Source organism: Streptomyces sp. NPDC001604, assembly GCF_042893475.1.
Classification (GTDB): domain Bacteria; phylum Actinomycetota; class Actinomycetes; order Streptomycetales; family Streptomycetaceae; genus Streptomyces.
The window spans coordinates 116,603-131,266 of record NZ_JBIAUY010000009.1; the positions used below are offsets into that span (position 1 = coordinate 116,603).

The following is a 14,664-nucleotide window of genomic DNA, read 5'->3' on the forward strand; positions in this document are numbered from 1 at the left end:
GGGGCGTGGGGGGGCCCGTTCTGGCCCCGCCGGGGTTTGGGGGCGGGGTCCGCGGCCCCCGGGGGTTTTGAAAAGGGGGGAAAAAGGGGGGGGCGGGGGGGGGCGGGGCCCCCGCCACCGCACGGTGGCGCGCGGACGTCGGCGCGGGAAGACGACGGGACGCCGCACGCCGGTGCCTGTCGTCGGGACACGCACCGGGCCGCCGCGAGCCGCTTTCGGATGGGGCACTCCGGAACCGGTGAGGTCGGTGACGCCCCGGCCTCGGCGGCGGACCCTCAGAAACCTATCCGCGATCGACGGCCGGACAGCCCTGCTCAGCACGGAATTTGCGGCTTTCATACGGGGACGGTGCGAGCGCCGTCAAGGTCCCGTCAAACAACCCTGGTGCGCCGTCAGAGGAGCGTCAACGCAGTCCGTCCCTGACCGGATCCGGTCGCAGACTGAGCGGCAACGGGGGGACGGGCGACCGTCCGCGGCGTGACGTGGGAGGGACCGTGGCCATTGCGGCCGGTACATCGCACAGACCTCAGGCGGAGGGCGGTGCGCGGCCGTCGGCATCGGCGGTCGTTCCACCCGGGGCAGGCCCCAGGCCGCGGCCACGAGGCCGGTCGCGGCCTGGCGGGCCCGGGCAGGATCTCCGAGATCGGGCCGTGGCCCTGCGGGCCGCTCTGCGCCGCCGCTATTGGGCCACCGTGCCCGCACGGCTGCGCCTCCTGCGCGCGACCACGCTCCTGCTCGCCACCGTCCTGGCGGCACTGCTGACGCTCGCCGGACTTTCAGTCATGGGTGCGTGGGGCAGCGTGGCCGGACGCGACGCGCCCCGCACCACAAGCGCCGCCGACCTCGACCTCGCCCTCAACAACATGGACGCGCAGGCCGCCAACATCCTGCTGGCCGGCGGAAACGCGGGCAAGGGGCGCCTGCAGACGCCGTACACGAAGGCTGTCGTCTTCTATGACGGCGCGAGGCGGGAGATCAGCCACGATCTGCGTGCGCTCGCGGTCGCGGCTCAAGGGAACCGGACCGACGAGAAGACGGTGGAGAACCTCACCGACGACTTCGCCGAGTACCAGGAACTCATCGGCCGGGCCTTGGAGAACGACGGGCACGCCGGCGGTAAGGGGGCCGCGCTCGTCGACTACCGCGGGGCCACCGACCTTCTGCAGGGCAAACTCCTTCCGGCAGCACGGGCGTTGGTGTCCTCCAATGACAAGGCGTTCGACGCGGAGTACAGCTCGGCGCGATCCGCTCTGTCCGCCCGGCTCATTGCCGTCCTCGCGCTCGGTGTGCTGGTGCTGGCCGTGCTCGGAGCCCTGCAGTGGTATCTGGCGCGCGCCTTCCGGCGGATCCTCAACCCGGGCGTGCTGGCCGCGACCGTCTGCACCCTGCTCGCCGTCATCCTCGGCACCCAGCTGCTGACCTCAACGTCGGGCCACCTGCGCGGCGCCCGCCGCGACGCCTTCGACTCCGTCGTCGCGCTCAGCCGGACCCGGGCCATCGCGTACGACGCCAACGCAGACGAGAGCCGCTACCTCCTCGACCCCGGGCGCCGCGACCAGTACGCCGCCTCCTTCCTCACCAAGTCGCAGCAGCTGTACGGCCTGAAGGGCGCCACGCTGACGACATACGACTCCGCACTCGCCACGAGCCGGCAGGCGTACGAGTCCGACCACCGCGACCTGCGCTTCACGGGCGAGTTCCGGCGCGAGCTGGACAACATCACGTTCCCCGGCGAGCGGGCGGCGGCCGAGCGGACCGTGCAGAGCTACGCCGTCTACCAGCTCGACGACCGCAGGATCCGCGCGCTGCTGGCCGCGGGCAAGGCGGATCAGGCGGTCGAGTTCTGCATGGGGTGGGAGCCGGGGACGTCCAACTCGCACTTCGGGGTGTGGATCGCCGCGTTGGACAAGGTGACCGACATCAACCGTGCCCACTTCGCGGCCTCGGTCGAGGACGGCCGTTCGGCGGTCACCGGCCTGTTGCCCGGGACGGATGGGCTGCTGTTCGCTGCGGCCGCTCTCACGGCACTCGGGCTACGGCCCCGGCTGGCCGAGTTCCGCTGAGCGGCCCAGGCGAGGGCTGCTGCGGGTTCGGGCAGTCCCCTGAGGGGCGCGCGGCCACGGCGACATCCGGCTCCTCAGCGATGGGGGTGACTGGGCCGCGACCAGCCACTGCGGAGCAGCAGACGGTCGACGGCCCACCGTGGCCCCGCGGGCGGAGGCCACATCGGCCCAGTCGGTGGAGCGCTCACGCGTCCGCCAGTCGCGCCTCCTCCAGGTCCAGGGAGCGCTGCAGCCGTCGGCGCGTGGTGTCGCTGATGGCGTGGGAGTCGTAGAGACGCTGGAGGGTGTCCGTCTCGACGGCGATCAGGTCGCGGCGCAGCTGGCGGTAGACGAGGTCGGCCGACTCCGTCACCGCTGCGGTGCCGGTCCGTTCCGTGAGGCGGTCGCGGGCGTCGTCCAGGCGAGCGGTCAGGCCACGGCGCAGTCGGTCGAGGACGACGTCTGGTACGACTTCCAGCTCCGCGAGTTCCTCCAGCCGGGCCAGGCCGGCATGGGCGAGGTGGGAGCGGGCCTCGGCCTCCTCGCGCGCCGTGTGGGCGGGCTCCAGGGCGATGCCGGAGGCGCGGACGACCGGGGCGAGGGTGAAGCCCTGCACCACGAGGGTGACCACCACGACGGACGTGGTCAGGACGAGGACGAGTGGGCGGTCCGCGAGGGCGGTGCCGTTCTTCGCGACCTCGGGGATGGACAGGGCGGCGGCCAACGGCATCACGCCCCGGGTGCCCGCCCAGGTCAGGACCAGGGGGATCCGCCAGTTCATGCGGCTGATGCCGCCCTTGCGCTGGACCACCGCCGACAGGGGGGCCAGCCACAGCAGACGTACGGCGACGAGCGTGCCGGCGACGGCGAGCGCGTACAGCGGCCAGGCCCGATCGCCGTCGGCCAGCGCCCGCACCTGGGCGGGCAGGGCGAGGCCGATGAGGCTGAAGACCACGCTCTCCAGCAGGAACACCACGGTCCCGTACACGGCGTGCAGTTGGAGCCGAATCCGGGCGTTGGTGAGGCGGTCGCCCCGGCCGCCGAGGACCACGCCCGCCACTACGCACGAGGTCACGCCGGAGGTGTGCGCGGCTTCCGCGAGCAGGTAGGCGGCGTACGGGGTGACCAGGGCGATCACCGTCTCCAGGACTGGGTCCTCGGTGCGCCGCCGGATCAGGGCGATCACGCCGGCCAGCGCGGCGCCGATCAGCGTGCCGCCGCCGGCGAGCAGCAGGAACTCTCCGCCGGCCACGCCCCAGTTCGCCGCCGCCGAGGCGATGGCGATGCCCGCCGCCACCCGGACCAGCACCAGTGAGGTCGCGTCGTTGAAGAGGCTCTCCGCCTGGACCAGCACCTGGACCTTCGGCGGCAGGGCGAGCCGTCTGCCCAGGGCGGTGACCGCGACCGGGTCGGTGCTGGCCAGGACCGCGCCCAGGACGAAGGCCATCTGCCACGACAGGGGAGTCACCCAGGCCGCCACCGCGCCGACCGCCGCTGCGGACGCGAGCACAAGACCGATGGCGAGGATGCCGACCGGCTTCCACACCGCGCGCAGTTCCCGCCAGGGCATCTCCTCGGCGGAGGCGTACAGCAGCGGTGGGAGCACGACCAGGCCGATGATCTCGGGGCTGATCTCGATCTGCGGGGTGCCCGGCAGCAGGGCCACACCGAGGCCGGCGACCACGAGCAGGGAGGGGGCGGGAATGCGCCACCGGCGCGCGAATGTGGCCACCACCGTGGCAAGAACCACGAGGGAAAGAACCGTCCCTACACCGCGCATGCCGTCCCCCTGAGGCCCTGAACGGGAGCCACCGCGACTCCCGGCCGACCAGACTTCCCGGCACACCGCATTCACCCTATCGGGCCACCACACGTCAGGACAGTGTCAAGGTCCTCGTGACCAGCGACAAGGAAGCGCTGACGACGACCCCCAGCGGCTCGTACAACGGCTTCCGTAGGACTAGTGACCCTCTGGACAGGGGAGTTGAATCAGTGAGCGGAGTGCGTCGGCGGCGACGAGTGACGTACGGACCGGACGACTGAAGGTCTACCTCGGGGCAGCCCCAGGGGTGGGCAAGACCTACCGCATGCTCGACGAGGGCCGGCGCCGCGCCGCCCGCGGCTCGGACGGCGTGGTGGGGATTTGCCGAGTGCCACGGGCGCCCGCGCACCGAGGCGATGCTCGACGGCCTGGAGACCGTCCCCCGTGCCCGCTGCTCCTACCGCGGTGGACGCTTCCAGGAGATGGACCTGGCCGCTGTCCTCGCGCGCCGCCCGCAGGCCGGGATCGTCGACGAGTTCGCCCACAGCAACGTTCCTGGCGAGGGCCGCAACCCCAAGCGCTGGCAGGACATCGAGATCCTGCTCGACGCCGGCATCGACGTGATCACCGCCTGGTTCGCCCGCGGCGCAGCCGCAGTCGGACACAGCTTCCTCACCCGGCCGTACGAGACGTTCGAGCGTCCGCCGACATCGAGGCGGCGGTCCTACTGCTCGTAGTCGGCATCGTTGTGTCCCAACTGGCCCCACGGGCATGCAGGTTGGAGGTCAGGAAGGTGACCGACGCGGCTCACCTGTCACGGTTCCAGCGCCTAGCGGGCCTCTGACCTCGGACACCGTCGTCGACGAGGTTCGCCGGGAACCGGCCGATCTGCCCGGCCTGCGCGCCTGCCGTTTCGAATACGGCACCCTGCTGGGACAGCCTTCCCGCCTGCGGGGCGACGCTTCATGCTCACCCCGGGGCCGGGTGCCGTGCCCGAGCTACAGGCCCGGCTGGTGGCGGCGCCCCTCGTCGACAGACAGGCGCCGCACTGGACACGTCCGGGCCGGCCGGCTGAGTGCCCCGGGGTTCATTCCAGTCCGGAGGCTTTGAACACGGCGCGTGCCGTCTCCCGGTCGACCCGCTGAGAGATCAGCTGCAACGCCGTCCCACCGCACAGCAGCATGCCGTCGGCTGCCGACTTCCGGGCGCCCTCGTCCAGGCGATTCCACAGCTGAGGGTTGGTCACGAGGATCTCGGGATCGAGCTCGACGCGCCCGCCGAACGCGTCCCGCAGCAGGAGCCGTTGGGAAATGCCCTCCAGGCAGCGGACGGACACCAGAGCGTCCGTACGGAGCCTGCGCTCGCGCAGCAGCCGACGGGACGACAACCAGCCCTCACCGGCGGTAACACGGGCGGGGCACAGTACGGCGAACAGCAGACCGGCCAGGGCAACCCAAAGTGCCGTGCGGCAGAGGGCGAGCCGGCCGGTTCCCCAGTCGACGACGAGCAGTAGGGCGAGCAGCACCGCCGCGGAGCGGACGGAACTCATCAACTCCTGTGTCCGCTGCAGGTCGTTGGCCGCCTCAACGGGTGGCCCCTCCTGCGTCTCGTCGTGGCGTGCCATGACAACGACGGTAGGGAGCCTGCAAACCCTGACCGGTCACCTTGATGGGACTCTGACGCATCCCTAGCGGCCCTCGATGCCCTGATGCGACCGTGTCCGAAGGCGGTTGTTGGCGGCGGCCTTTGAGGCCGGGTGACGTAGGCGGCGTGCAGGGCAGCACAAGGAACGACGCCGTACAGGTCGAGTAACAGGATCATCTGCCGACTGGGCTTCCGGCTGTTGTGATTGCTCGAAGCGGGCGTGGGCCGGTCCTGGCCAGGTCGGCACGGGTGCCGTCAGAGTTCCGTCAAAGGGGTGCGGGCCGCCGTATGGGACCCGTCAACGGCGCTCGGATCCGGCCAGGGACGCGGTTTCCTCTAGTCGTCCGATCCGCTCGCGGATTCCCACGCCCTCTCCAGGAGCTCACGATGGCCGATCTGGCCTTCGTCGTCACCACGATCGCGTGCTTCGCGCTGGTGGCCCTCGTCGCCAAGGGGGTGACCAAGCTGTGACCGCCGAGAACATCGTCGGCCTGGTCGTGGCCGTCGCCCTGCTGGGTTATCTCGTCCTCGCCCTGATCTTCCCGGAGAGGTTCTGAGCCACCACATGGGTCCCGTACTCGCCGGCTTCCTCCAGTTGCTGGCCCTCATAGGCGCGCTGGCGCTCGCCTACGTCCCCCTCGGCAATTACATGGCCAGGGTCTACTCCTCGGACAAGCACTGGCGCGTCGAGAAGTGGATCTACAAGGGTATCGGCGCCAATCCCGATGCGGAGATGCGCTGGCCGGCATACCTGCGTGGCGTGCTCGCCTTCTCCGCGGTCAGCGTCCTCTTCCTCTACCTGCTGCAGCGGCTGCAGGGCGTCCTGCCCGGCTCGCTGGGCTTCTCGTCGATCGAGCCGGCGCAGGCGTTCAACACCGCCGCGTCCTTCGTGACCAACACCAACTGGCAGTCGTACTACGGCGATCAGGCCATGGGGCACGTCGTGCAGACCGCCGGGCTGGCCGTGCAGAACTTCGTCTCGGCGGCCGTCGGTATCGCCGTCGCGGTGGCGCTCGTACGGGGCTTCGCGCGTTCGCGCACCGGTGAACTCGGCAACTTCTGGTCCGACATGGTGCGCGGCACGATCCGCATCCTGCTTCCGGGAGCGTTCGTCGCGGCGATCGTGCTGGTGGCGTGCGGTGCGATCCAGAACTTCTCCGGCATCCACGAGGTCGGCCAGTTCATGGGCGGCCACCAGCAGTGGAACGGCGGCGCGGTCGCCTCGCAGGAGGCCATCAAGGAGTTCGGTACGAACGGTGGCGGCTACTTCAACGCCAACAGTGCCCACCCCTTCGAGAACCCCACCCCGTTCACCAACCTCTTCGAGATCTTCCTGCTGCTCGTCATCCCGTTGGCGCTGACCCGGACCTTCGGCGTCATGGTCGGTTCGGTCAAGCAGGGCTACGCGATCCTCGCCACGATGGGCACCATCTGGCTGGGCTTCGTCGCGCTGATGATGTGGACCGAGTTCGCCCACCACGGGCCGGCGCTGCAGCTGGCGGGCGGGGCGTACGAGGGCAAGGAGGTCCGCTTCGGCGTCGGCTCCTCGTCGATCTTCGCCGTGTCGACCACGCTGACGTCAACCGGTGCGGTGGACTCCTTCCACTCCTCGTTCACCGGACTCGGCGGCGGCATCACCATCCTGGGCATGCAGCTGGGCGAGATCGCGCCCGGCGGTACCGGCTCCGGCCTCTACGGCATGCTGATCATGGCGGTCATCGCGGTGTTCATCGCCGGTCTGATGGTCGGCCGCACGCCCGAGTACCTGGGCAAGAAGATCGGCTCCCGCGAGATCAAGCTGGCGGCCTGCTACATCCTGATCACCCCGGCCCTGGTGCTGATCTTCACTGCGGCTTCCATGGCTCTGCCGACGCCGCCGCATTCGATGCTCAACTCCGGTGCGCACGGCTTCTCCGAGGTGCTGTACGCCTTCACCTCGGCGTCGAACAACAATGGCTCGGCCTTCGCGGGTCTGAACGCGAACACCGACTGGTTCAACACCATGACTGGCCTGGCGATGCTCCTCGGCCGCTTCCTGCCCATGATCTTCGTGCTGGCACTGGCCGGCTCGCTCGCCGAGCAGAAGCCGGTCCCGGTCACCGCGGGCACCCTGCGCACGGAAAAGCCGCTGTTCACCGGTCTGCTGGTGGGCGCGATCCTGATCATCACCGGTCTGACGTACTTCCCGGCGCTGGCGCTGGGCCCGCTGGCCGAGGGGCTGGCGTCATGACAACCGACGTAACCGAGCAAGAGGACTCGATGTCCACAGCCGCTCCGACCCGGGCGCCGCACAGCGACGTACCCACCGGGTACAAGCCCGCCGAAGGACGTGTCGGCGCCGGCCTCTTCGACCCGAGGCAGCTTCTGAAGTCACTGCCGGACGCGATCCGCAAACTCGACCCGCGGGTGATGGTCAAGTCCCCCGTGATGTTCGTGGTCCTGGTCGGCTCGGTTCTGACGACCGTCTTCTCGTTCAAGGACCCGGGCGACTGGTTCGGCTGGGCGATCAGCGCCTGGCTGTGGCTGACCGTGGTCTTCGCCAATCTGGCGGAGGCGGTCGCCGAGGGCCGCGGGAAGGCGCAGGCGGAGACCCTGCGCAAGGCCAAGACCGACACGGTGGCCCGGCGGCTCGTCGGCGACACCGAGGAGCAGGTGCCGGGCACCGACCTGAAGATCGGCGACCTGGTGGTCTGCGAGGCCGGGGACGTCATCCCCGGTGACGGTGATGTCGTCGAGGGAGTCGCCTCGGTCGACGAGTCGGCGATCACCGGTGAGTCGGCGCCGGTCATCCGTGAGTCCGGTGGCGACCGCAGTGCCGTCACGGGCGGCACGAAGGTGCTGTCCGACCGCATCGTCATCAAGATCACGACGAAGCCGGGCGAGACCTTCATCGACCGGATGATCAACCTGGTGGAGGGTGCGGCCCGGCAGAAGACGCCGAACGAGATCGCGCTGAACATCCTCCTCGCCTCGCTGACGATCGTCTTCCTTCTGGCCGTCGCGACCCTGCCGCCGTTCGCGGACTACGCGGGCACGCATCTGACGATGGTCGTGCTGGTGGCGCTGCTGGTGTGCCTGATCCCGACCACGATCGGCGCCCTGCTCTCCGCGATCGGTATCGCGGGCATGGACCGGCTCGTGCAGCGCAATGTGCTGGCGATGTCGGGCCGCGCGGTCGAGGCCGCCGGTGACGTGTCGACCCTGCTGCTCGACAAGACCGGCACCATCACGCTCGGCAACCGCCAGGCCGCCGAGTTCGTGCCGGTGTCCGGCACCACCGAGGCCGAGGTCGCCGACGCCGCCCAGCTGTCCTCGCTGGCCGACGAGACACCCGAGGGCCGCTCCATCGTCGTACTGGCGAAGGAGAAGTACGGGCTGCGCGAGCGTCACCAGGGCGAGCTCGCCGGCGCCGAATGGATCGCCTTCACCGCGCAGACCCGGATGTCGGGCGTGGACGTCGACGGACGCAGGATCCGCAAGGGCGCGGCCGGTTCGGTCATCGCCTGGGTCCAGGAACAAGGGGGCACCGTCGCCGATGACGCCGACACGCTGTCCAACCGCATCTCCGAGGCCGGCGGCACGCCGCTGCTGGTCGCCGTCGAGGACGACCGGGGCGCCCGGGTGCTGGGTGTCATCTACCTGAAGGACGTCGTCAAGGAGGGCATGCGGGAGCGGTTCGGCGAGTTGCGCCGGATGGGCATCAAGACCGTAATGATCACGGGCGACAACCCGCTGACGGCCAAGGCGATCGCCGAGGAGGCGGGCGTCGACGACTTCCTCGCGGAGGCCACACCCGAGGACAAGATGGCGCTCATCAAGCGGGAGCAGGCGGGCGGCAAGCTCGTCGCGATGACCGGTGACGGCACCAACGACGCCCCGGCGCTGGCCCAGGCCGACGTCGGCGTGGCGATGAACACCGGCACGTCGGCCGCCAAGGAGGCCGGCAACATGGTCGACCTCGACTCCAACCCGACCAAACTGATCGAGATCGTCGAGATCGGCAAGCAACTCCTCATCACCCGGGGCGCGTTGACGACCTTCTCCATCGCCAACGACGTCGCGAAGTACTTCGCGATCATCCCTGCGCTGTTCGCGGCCGTCTACCCGGGCCTGGACAAGCTCAACATCATGGGCCTGTCCTCACCGGACTCCGCGATCTTGTCCGCGGTCATCTTCAACGCGCTGATCATCATCGCGCTGGTGCCGCTCTCCCTCAAGGGCGTGCAGTACCGGCCGGTGAGCGCCGACAAGATGCTGCGGCGCAATCTCACGATCTACGGCATCGGCGGGCTGATCGCACCCTTCATCGGCATCAAGCTCATCGACCTGCTCATCTCTCTCATCCCCGGGATCGGTTGATCGCCATGAACAACTCGGTTACGAACACGGCCCGGTTGCTCGGGGCGGGCCTGCGCGCCCTCCTCGTGCTGACCCTGGTGACCGGCGTCATCTACCCCCTGGTGGTCACCGGCGTCGCCCAGGCCCTGTTCCACAACAAGGCGAACGGCTCGGACATAAAGGCGGACGGCAAGGTCGTCGGCTCGTCGCTGATCGGGCAGTCGTACAACCTACCGCTGAAGAAGGGCCAGCAGACCCCGGAACCCGACCTGAAGTGGTTCCAGGGACGGCCGGCCAACGGGCTTGGCGCCAACAGCGTCAACACCCAGTACAAGTTGATCCTTTCCGGCGCAACCAACCTCTCCGCTGACAACAAGGTCCTGATCCAGCAGGTCAAGGACGCCAAGGCCGCCGTCATCAAGGACAACTCGGTCCCCGGCTACACAGTCAAGGCGTCCGAGGTCCCGGCCGACGCGGTCACGTCCTCCGCCTCCGGCCTGGACCCGGACATCTCCCCGCAGTACGCGGAGATCCAGGTGCACCGGGTCGCTGAGAAGAACGGCCTGTCGGTCACCCAGGTGGACAAGCTGGTCAAGGACCACACCGAGGGCCGCACACTCGGCTTCATGGGCGAACCCCGGGTGAACGTCCTGGAGTTGAACATCGCGCTCAAGGATCTCGTGGCCAAGAGCTGATGGCGTTGTGCGAACCGCGTGGGAGTCGGCGGGCCGGGGCACACCCCGACTGCGCCGACTCCCGCCGCCATGAGGCCCGTTGTGCCGTTTCCGGACCTACCGACTGCCCGTACGACACGAAAGGCGTACGCCCATGACCAGGGTGTTGGTGGTGGAGGACGACCCGCAGCTCGTACGGGCCCTCGTGATCAACATGCAGGCGCGCCGGTACGGAGTGGACGCCGCCCCCGACGGTGCCACCGCCCTCCGTCTCGCTGCCGCGCGCCAGCCGGACGTGGTGATGCTGGACCTCGGCCTGCCCGACATGGACGGCGTCGACGTCATCAAGGCCCTGCGCGGCTGGACCCGGGTACCGATCCTGGTGCTGTCCGCCCGGCAGGCGTCGGCGGAGAAGGTAGCGGCACTCGACGCCGGCGCCGACGACTACATCACCAAGCCCTTCAGCATGGACGAGCTCCTGGCCCGGCTGCGGGCCGCCGTCCGCCGTAGGGAGGACGCGCCGTACGTCCCCGAGGCCACGGTGGTGGAGACCGACGAGTTCAGCGTCGACCTGCTGGCCAAGAGAGTCGTACGGAGCGGGCGGGACGTGAGGCTGACCCCGACCGAATGGCATCTGCTGGAGATCCTGATCACCAATCGCGGCCGGCTGGTCACCCAGAAACACCTGCTGCAGGAGGTCTGGGGCGTCTCGCAGAGCAACAAGAGCAACTACCTGCGCGTCTACATGGCACAGCTGCGCCGCAAACTGGAGACGGACCCCTCCCACCCCCGCTATCTGATCACCGAGCCCGGCATGGGCTACCGCTTCGAGGGATGACATGGCACGCGGAAAGCTTCGGAAATCTGCGGACCGGGGCGGTATCGACGGTCCGGATCCCCGGCACGGCGTCTTCCTCAACCGGGGCCGGGAGACCGCACCGCTGGCCATGCGCGCCGACGTCGAGCACAACCACGTACGACACGACCAGGTCGTGATCCTCTCCATCGAGACTGAGCCCGTACCCCGCGTCCCGGCCGACCAGCGCCTCCTCGTCGACAGCCTCGGCTTCGCCGACGACGGCATCGTGCACGTCACCGCCCGCTACGGCTACATGGAGACACCGGACGTACCCGCCTGCCTGGCGATGCTCGAACCGGCCGACACCGAAGGGCCGTTGGACCTCGACCAGGTGTCCTACTTCCTCTCGAAGATCGAGCTGCGCCGCGGCAAGGCCCCGACCATGGCCCCCTGGCGCAAGCGCCTGTTCATCACGTCCTACATCGCGGCCGACGCAGCCGAGTACTTCGGCCTGCCCGGCGATCGCACGGTCATCATGGGGTCCCACATCGAGGTGTGAACGCGCTTGTCATCACCGGCGGGGACGCCTCGCGCGGGTGGATAATTCGCCACTCTGTGACCCTCAAAACGCGCCGCCAGGGAACCGGTGCGACCGCCCGGCGCGCCTCGCTGTCGCGGCATCGGTCGGCGGGTTTCGTACCCTGGCGCCATGCGCATGCGCCCCACCCTGAGCTGGACCCCCACCGAGGACCCGCCGCCGAGCACGACGGATCTGCAGCCGGTCGTCGACGCGCTGGCGGCCGGCCGGGTACTCGTGCTCAGCGGTGCGGGCATCTCCACCGAGTCGGGCATCCCCGACTACCGGGGTGAGGGCGGCAGCCTGAGCCGGCACACCCCGATGCTCTACCAGGACTTCACCAGCAGCGCGCACGCGCGGCGGCGGTACTGGGCGCGCAGTCACCTCGGCTGGCGGGCCTTCGGCCGGGCGCGGCCCAACGCAGGGCACCGGGCGGTGGCCGCGTTCGGACGGCAGGGGCTGCTCTCCGGCGTGATCACCCAGAACGTGGACGGGCTGCACCAGGCCGCCGGCAGCGAGGGCGTCGTCGAACTCCACGGCGGGCTCGACCGGGTGGTCTGCCTCGGGTGCGGCGTCCTCGTCGCGCGAAAGGAACTCGCCCGACGACTGGAAGAGGCCAATCCCGCTTTCGCGCCGGTCGCCGCCGGTATGAACCCTGATGGTGACGCCGACCTCACGGACGACCAGGTCGGAGACTTCCAAGTCGTGCCCTGCGCACTCTGCGGCGGGATCCTCAAGCCGGACGTGGTGTTCTTCGGCGAGGCGGTGTCCAGCCACCGGGTCGAACTGTGCCGCGACCTCGTCCACGCGGCGGACTCACTACTCGTCCTCGGATCCTCGCTGACGGTGATGTCCGGACTGCGGTTCGTCCGCCAGGCCGCAAAGGCAGGGAAACCGGTGCTCATCATCAACCGGGACATGACCCGGGGCGACCGGCACGCCGTCACCCGGATCGACCTACCGCTCGGGGCGGCCCTCACGACGGTGGCGGACCGACTGGGCCTTCCCATCGACGACGAGGAGGAGGCGGTCGGGGCCTGAGTCCGCGCCGACAACGACTGATCGGTACCTGTCACCTGGCCGAGCAGCGTGCATCCAGGGGAGGACGCGATGAGTCTCCCTGCGCTGGTGGGCATCGACGGGTCCGAACGCAGCCTGACCGCGGCCGACCGGGTACGACTTGGGTGAGCGCATGCCCAGCGGGCCATCGCCCACCTCGCGGCCCGGCCCCCGACCTCCCGGTGCAGGGAGAGGCCGATCCGCGGGCGGCCGAGGGCCGACTGGGGCCGGTGGGCCATGCCGTTCTGCACCACATCTGCCCCCAGTGGCGGTCGTCCCGCACACCGGCTGACCGGGCCGGAGCTCAGCCGAAGAACACCTGGAACTCGTCGTACAGCGACGGATCCACCAGCTTGGTGTGCGCGGTGGCCTCGGCGAGGGGAATGCGGGTGATCTCGGTGCCGCGCAGAGCCACCATCATGCCGAAGTCGCCGTCGTTGACCGCGTCGATGGCGTGCAGCCCGAAGCGCGTGGCCAGCCAGCGGTCGAAGGCGCTCGGGGTGCCGCCGCGCTGGATGTGACCGAGGACCGTGGTACGGGCATCCGTGCCCGTGCGCCGCTCGATCTCCTGGGCCAGCCACTCGCCGATGCCCGACAGCCGCACATGGCCGAACTCGTCCAGCCTCCGGTCCTTCAGGATCATCTGTCCGTCTTTGGGGACCGCCCCCTCGGCCGCCACGACGATCGGCGCGTAATTGATCTTGAACCGGCTCTTCACCCACGCACAGACCTGGTCGATGTCGAAGGGCCGCTCCGGAACGAGGATCACGTTGGCGCCGCCCGCGACACCGGCCCGCAGTGCGATCCACCCGGAGTGGCGGCCCATCACCTCCACCACCAGCGTTCGCATGTGCGACTCGGCAGTGGTGTGCAGTCGGTCGATCGCCTCCGTCGCGATCCCCACGGCCGTGTCGAAGCCGAAGGTGCAGTCGGTGCCGGACACGTCGTTGTCGATGGTCTTGGGCACGCCCACCAGACGGATCCCCTGGCGGCTGAGCTCGGTGGCCACGCCGAGGGTGTCCTCGCCGCCGATCACGACCAGCGCGTCCACGTCGTGCGCGGCGAGCGTGTCCCGGATGCGCTTCACCCCGTCCTCGTGCTTGAACGGGTTTGTGCGGGAGGAGCCGAGGATGGTGCCGCCGCGGGGCAGGATCCCCCGTACTTCCTGGATCCCAAGCGGCACGACATGGTCCCGCAGCGCACCGAGCCAGCCGTCGCGCAGACCGACGAAGTCGAAGCCGTACTCCTGGACGCCCTTGCGGACCACGCTGCGGATCACGGCATTGAGACCGGGACAGTCACCGCCGCCGGTCAGCACTCCCACCTTCATGGCTTCGCTCACCTCCGCGGACGTGAACTCCAAGCCCCGTTCGGCTCCCTCTCCATCATGAGCGACGGCGGTCCGTCGACGCACCCGCAGGCGAGCCCAGCAGCACCATCCAGGACGCGGGCGGCCTGGCCGTCACCGTCGTTGTAGACGACCTCCCAGGCGCTCGGCACGCCCTTGACGCGCAGCACACCGTCCAACTGGTGGCGACCACGTCGCCGCGATCGCCGCCCCGCGCCACGCCTTCGACCCGGGCCAGCCGGCGGCAGGCCTCCGCGTACGCCGACAGGCCCCCGACGGCGGTGAGCCGGACCCGGTCGCGCTCGGCCACCAGCTCCACCAGTTCACGCGGGCTGCCCTCGGCGATCAGGCGGCCGCGGTCGATGATGCCGACCCGGTCGCACAGCCGCTCGGCCTCCTCCACGTAGTGCGTAGTCGCGGG

At 69.8% G+C, this 14,664-nt stretch carries 12 protein-coding genes and 1 pseudogene; 9 read left to right on the forward strand and 4 right to left on the reverse strand.

The annotated features are described in order from the left end of the window. The first annotated feature begins 650 nt into the window (after positions 1-650). Complete coding sequence (locus ACFY1E_RS24720; protein WP_389079525.1) at positions 651-2,063, forward strand: hypothetical protein; 1,413 nt, start codon at positions 651-653, stop codon at positions 2,061-2,063. Between the two features lie 184 nt (positions 2,064-2,247). Here ACFY1E_RS24720 and ACFY1E_RS24725 read toward each other — a convergent pair whose 3' ends face one another. After that, positions 2,248-3,822: a Na+/H+ antiporter gene (locus ACFY1E_RS24725; protein WP_389079527.1), complete on the reverse strand. Its 1,575-nt coding sequence runs from the start codon at positions 3,820-3,822 to the stop codon at positions 2,248-2,250. Positions 3,823-4,030: 208 nt separating this feature from the next. On the opposite strand from ACFY1E_RS24725, the pseudogene ACFY1E_RS24730 reads away from it, so the two are divergent. After that, a pseudogene (locus tag ACFY1E_RS24730) lies at positions 4,031-4,436 on the forward strand (histidine kinase); the annotation flags it as partial. 455 nt (positions 4,437-4,891) lie between these two features. Here ACFY1E_RS24730 and ACFY1E_RS24735 read toward each other — a convergent pair. Then, positions 4,892-5,428 carry a hypothetical protein gene (locus ACFY1E_RS24735; RefSeq protein ID WP_389079528.1) on the reverse strand — a complete coding sequence of 179 codons (537 nt, stop codon included), beginning with the start codon at positions 5,426-5,428 and terminating at the stop codon, positions 4,892-4,894. Between the two features lie 487 nt (positions 5,429-5,915). Between ACFY1E_RS24735 and kdpF the strand changes: the two genes are divergently transcribed. From kdpF to ACFY1E_RS24770, 7 genes are all read left to right on the forward strand, one after another. Then, on the forward strand, positions 5,916-6,005 hold the full coding sequence (gene kdpF, locus ACFY1E_RS24740) for a K(+)-transporting ATPase subunit F (protein ID WP_016434100.1): 90 nt from the start codon (positions 5,916-5,918) through the stop codon (positions 6,003-6,005). A gap of 8 nt (positions 6,006-6,013) precedes the next feature. Next, complete coding sequence (gene kdpA, locus ACFY1E_RS24745; protein ID WP_389079529.1) at positions 6,014-7,678, forward strand: potassium-transporting ATPase subunit KdpA; 1,665 nt, start codon at positions 6,014-6,016, stop codon at positions 7,676-7,678. Beyond that, complete coding sequence (gene kdpB, locus ACFY1E_RS24750; RefSeq protein ID WP_389079530.1) at positions 7,675-9,807, forward strand: potassium-transporting ATPase subunit KdpB; 2,133 nt, start codon at positions 7,675-7,677, stop codon at positions 9,805-9,807. Before kdpA ends, kdpB begins: the two co-directional genes overlap by 4 nt. A gap of 5 nt (positions 9,808-9,812) precedes the next feature. Next, positions 9,813-10,481 carry a potassium-transporting ATPase subunit C gene (locus ACFY1E_RS24755; protein ID WP_389079531.1) on the forward strand — a complete coding sequence of 223 codons (669 nt, stop codon included), beginning with the start codon at positions 9,813-9,815 and terminating at the stop codon, positions 10,479-10,481. A 133-nt stretch (positions 10,482-10,614) separates the two neighbouring features. Beyond that, on the forward strand, positions 10,615-11,298 hold the full coding sequence (locus tag ACFY1E_RS24760; RefSeq protein WP_389079532.1) for a response regulator: 684 nt from the start codon (positions 10,615-10,617) through the stop codon (positions 11,296-11,298). Between the two features lies 1 nt (position 11,299). Further along, the gene (locus ACFY1E_RS24765) at positions 11,300-11,818 is read left to right on the forward strand and encodes a hypothetical protein (RefSeq protein WP_389079534.1); all 519 of its coding nucleotides are present in this window, start codon (positions 11,300-11,302) and stop codon (positions 11,816-11,818) included. A 150-nt stretch (positions 11,819-11,968) separates the two neighbouring features. Beyond that, positions 11,969-12,877: an NAD-dependent protein deacetylase gene (locus tag ACFY1E_RS24770; RefSeq protein ID WP_389079535.1), complete on the forward strand. Its 909-nt coding sequence runs from the start codon at positions 11,969-11,971 to the stop codon at positions 12,875-12,877. A 322-nt stretch (positions 12,878-13,199) separates the two neighbouring features. Here the strand turns inward: ACFY1E_RS24770 and ACFY1E_RS24775 are convergent, their stop codons facing one another. Next, positions 13,200-14,225, reverse strand: a complete 1,026-nt coding sequence (locus ACFY1E_RS24775; protein ID WP_389079815.1) for a 6-phosphofructokinase — start codon at positions 14,223-14,225, stop codon at positions 13,200-13,202. A gap of 55 nt (positions 14,226-14,280) precedes the next feature. Then, complete coding sequence (locus ACFY1E_RS24780) at positions 14,281-14,646, reverse strand: hypothetical protein (RefSeq protein WP_389079537.1); 366 nt, start codon at positions 14,644-14,646, stop codon at positions 14,281-14,283. Positions 14,647-14,664: the final 18 nt, after the last annotated feature.

Coding starts and splice junctions, on each gene's coding strand:
- ACFY1E_RS24760 (WP_389079532.1), top strand. CDS start 10,615: ATGACCAGGGTGTTGGTGGTGGAGGACGACCCGCAGCTCGTACGGGCC.
- ACFY1E_RS24770 (WP_389079535.1), top strand. CDS start 11,969: ATGCGCATGCGCCCCACCCTGAGCTGGACCCCCACCGAGGACCCGCCG.
- ACFY1E_RS24765 (WP_389079534.1), top strand. CDS start 11,300: ATGGCACGCGGAAAGCTTCGGAAATCTGCGGACCGGGGCGGTATCGAC.
- kdpA (WP_389079529.1), top strand. CDS start 6,014: ATGGGTCCCGTACTCGCCGGCTTCCTCCAGTTGCTGGCCCTCATAGGC.
- ACFY1E_RS24725 (WP_389079527.1), bottom strand. CDS start 3,822: ATGCGCGGTGTAGGGACGGTTCTTTCCCTCGTGGTTCTTGCCACGGTG.
- ACFY1E_RS24735 (WP_389079528.1), bottom strand. CDS start 5,428: ATGGCACGCCACGACGAGACGCAGGAGGGGCCACCCGTTGAGGCGGCC.
- ACFY1E_RS24775 (WP_389079815.1), bottom strand. CDS start 14,225: ATGAAGGTGGGAGTGCTGACCGGCGGCGGTGACTGTCCCGGTCTCAAT.
- ACFY1E_RS24755 (WP_389079531.1), top strand. CDS start 9,813: ATGAACAACTCGGTTACGAACACGGCCCGGTTGCTCGGGGCGGGCCTG.
- kdpB (WP_389079530.1), top strand. CDS start 7,675: ATGACAACCGACGTAACCGAGCAAGAGGACTCGATGTCCACAGCCGCT.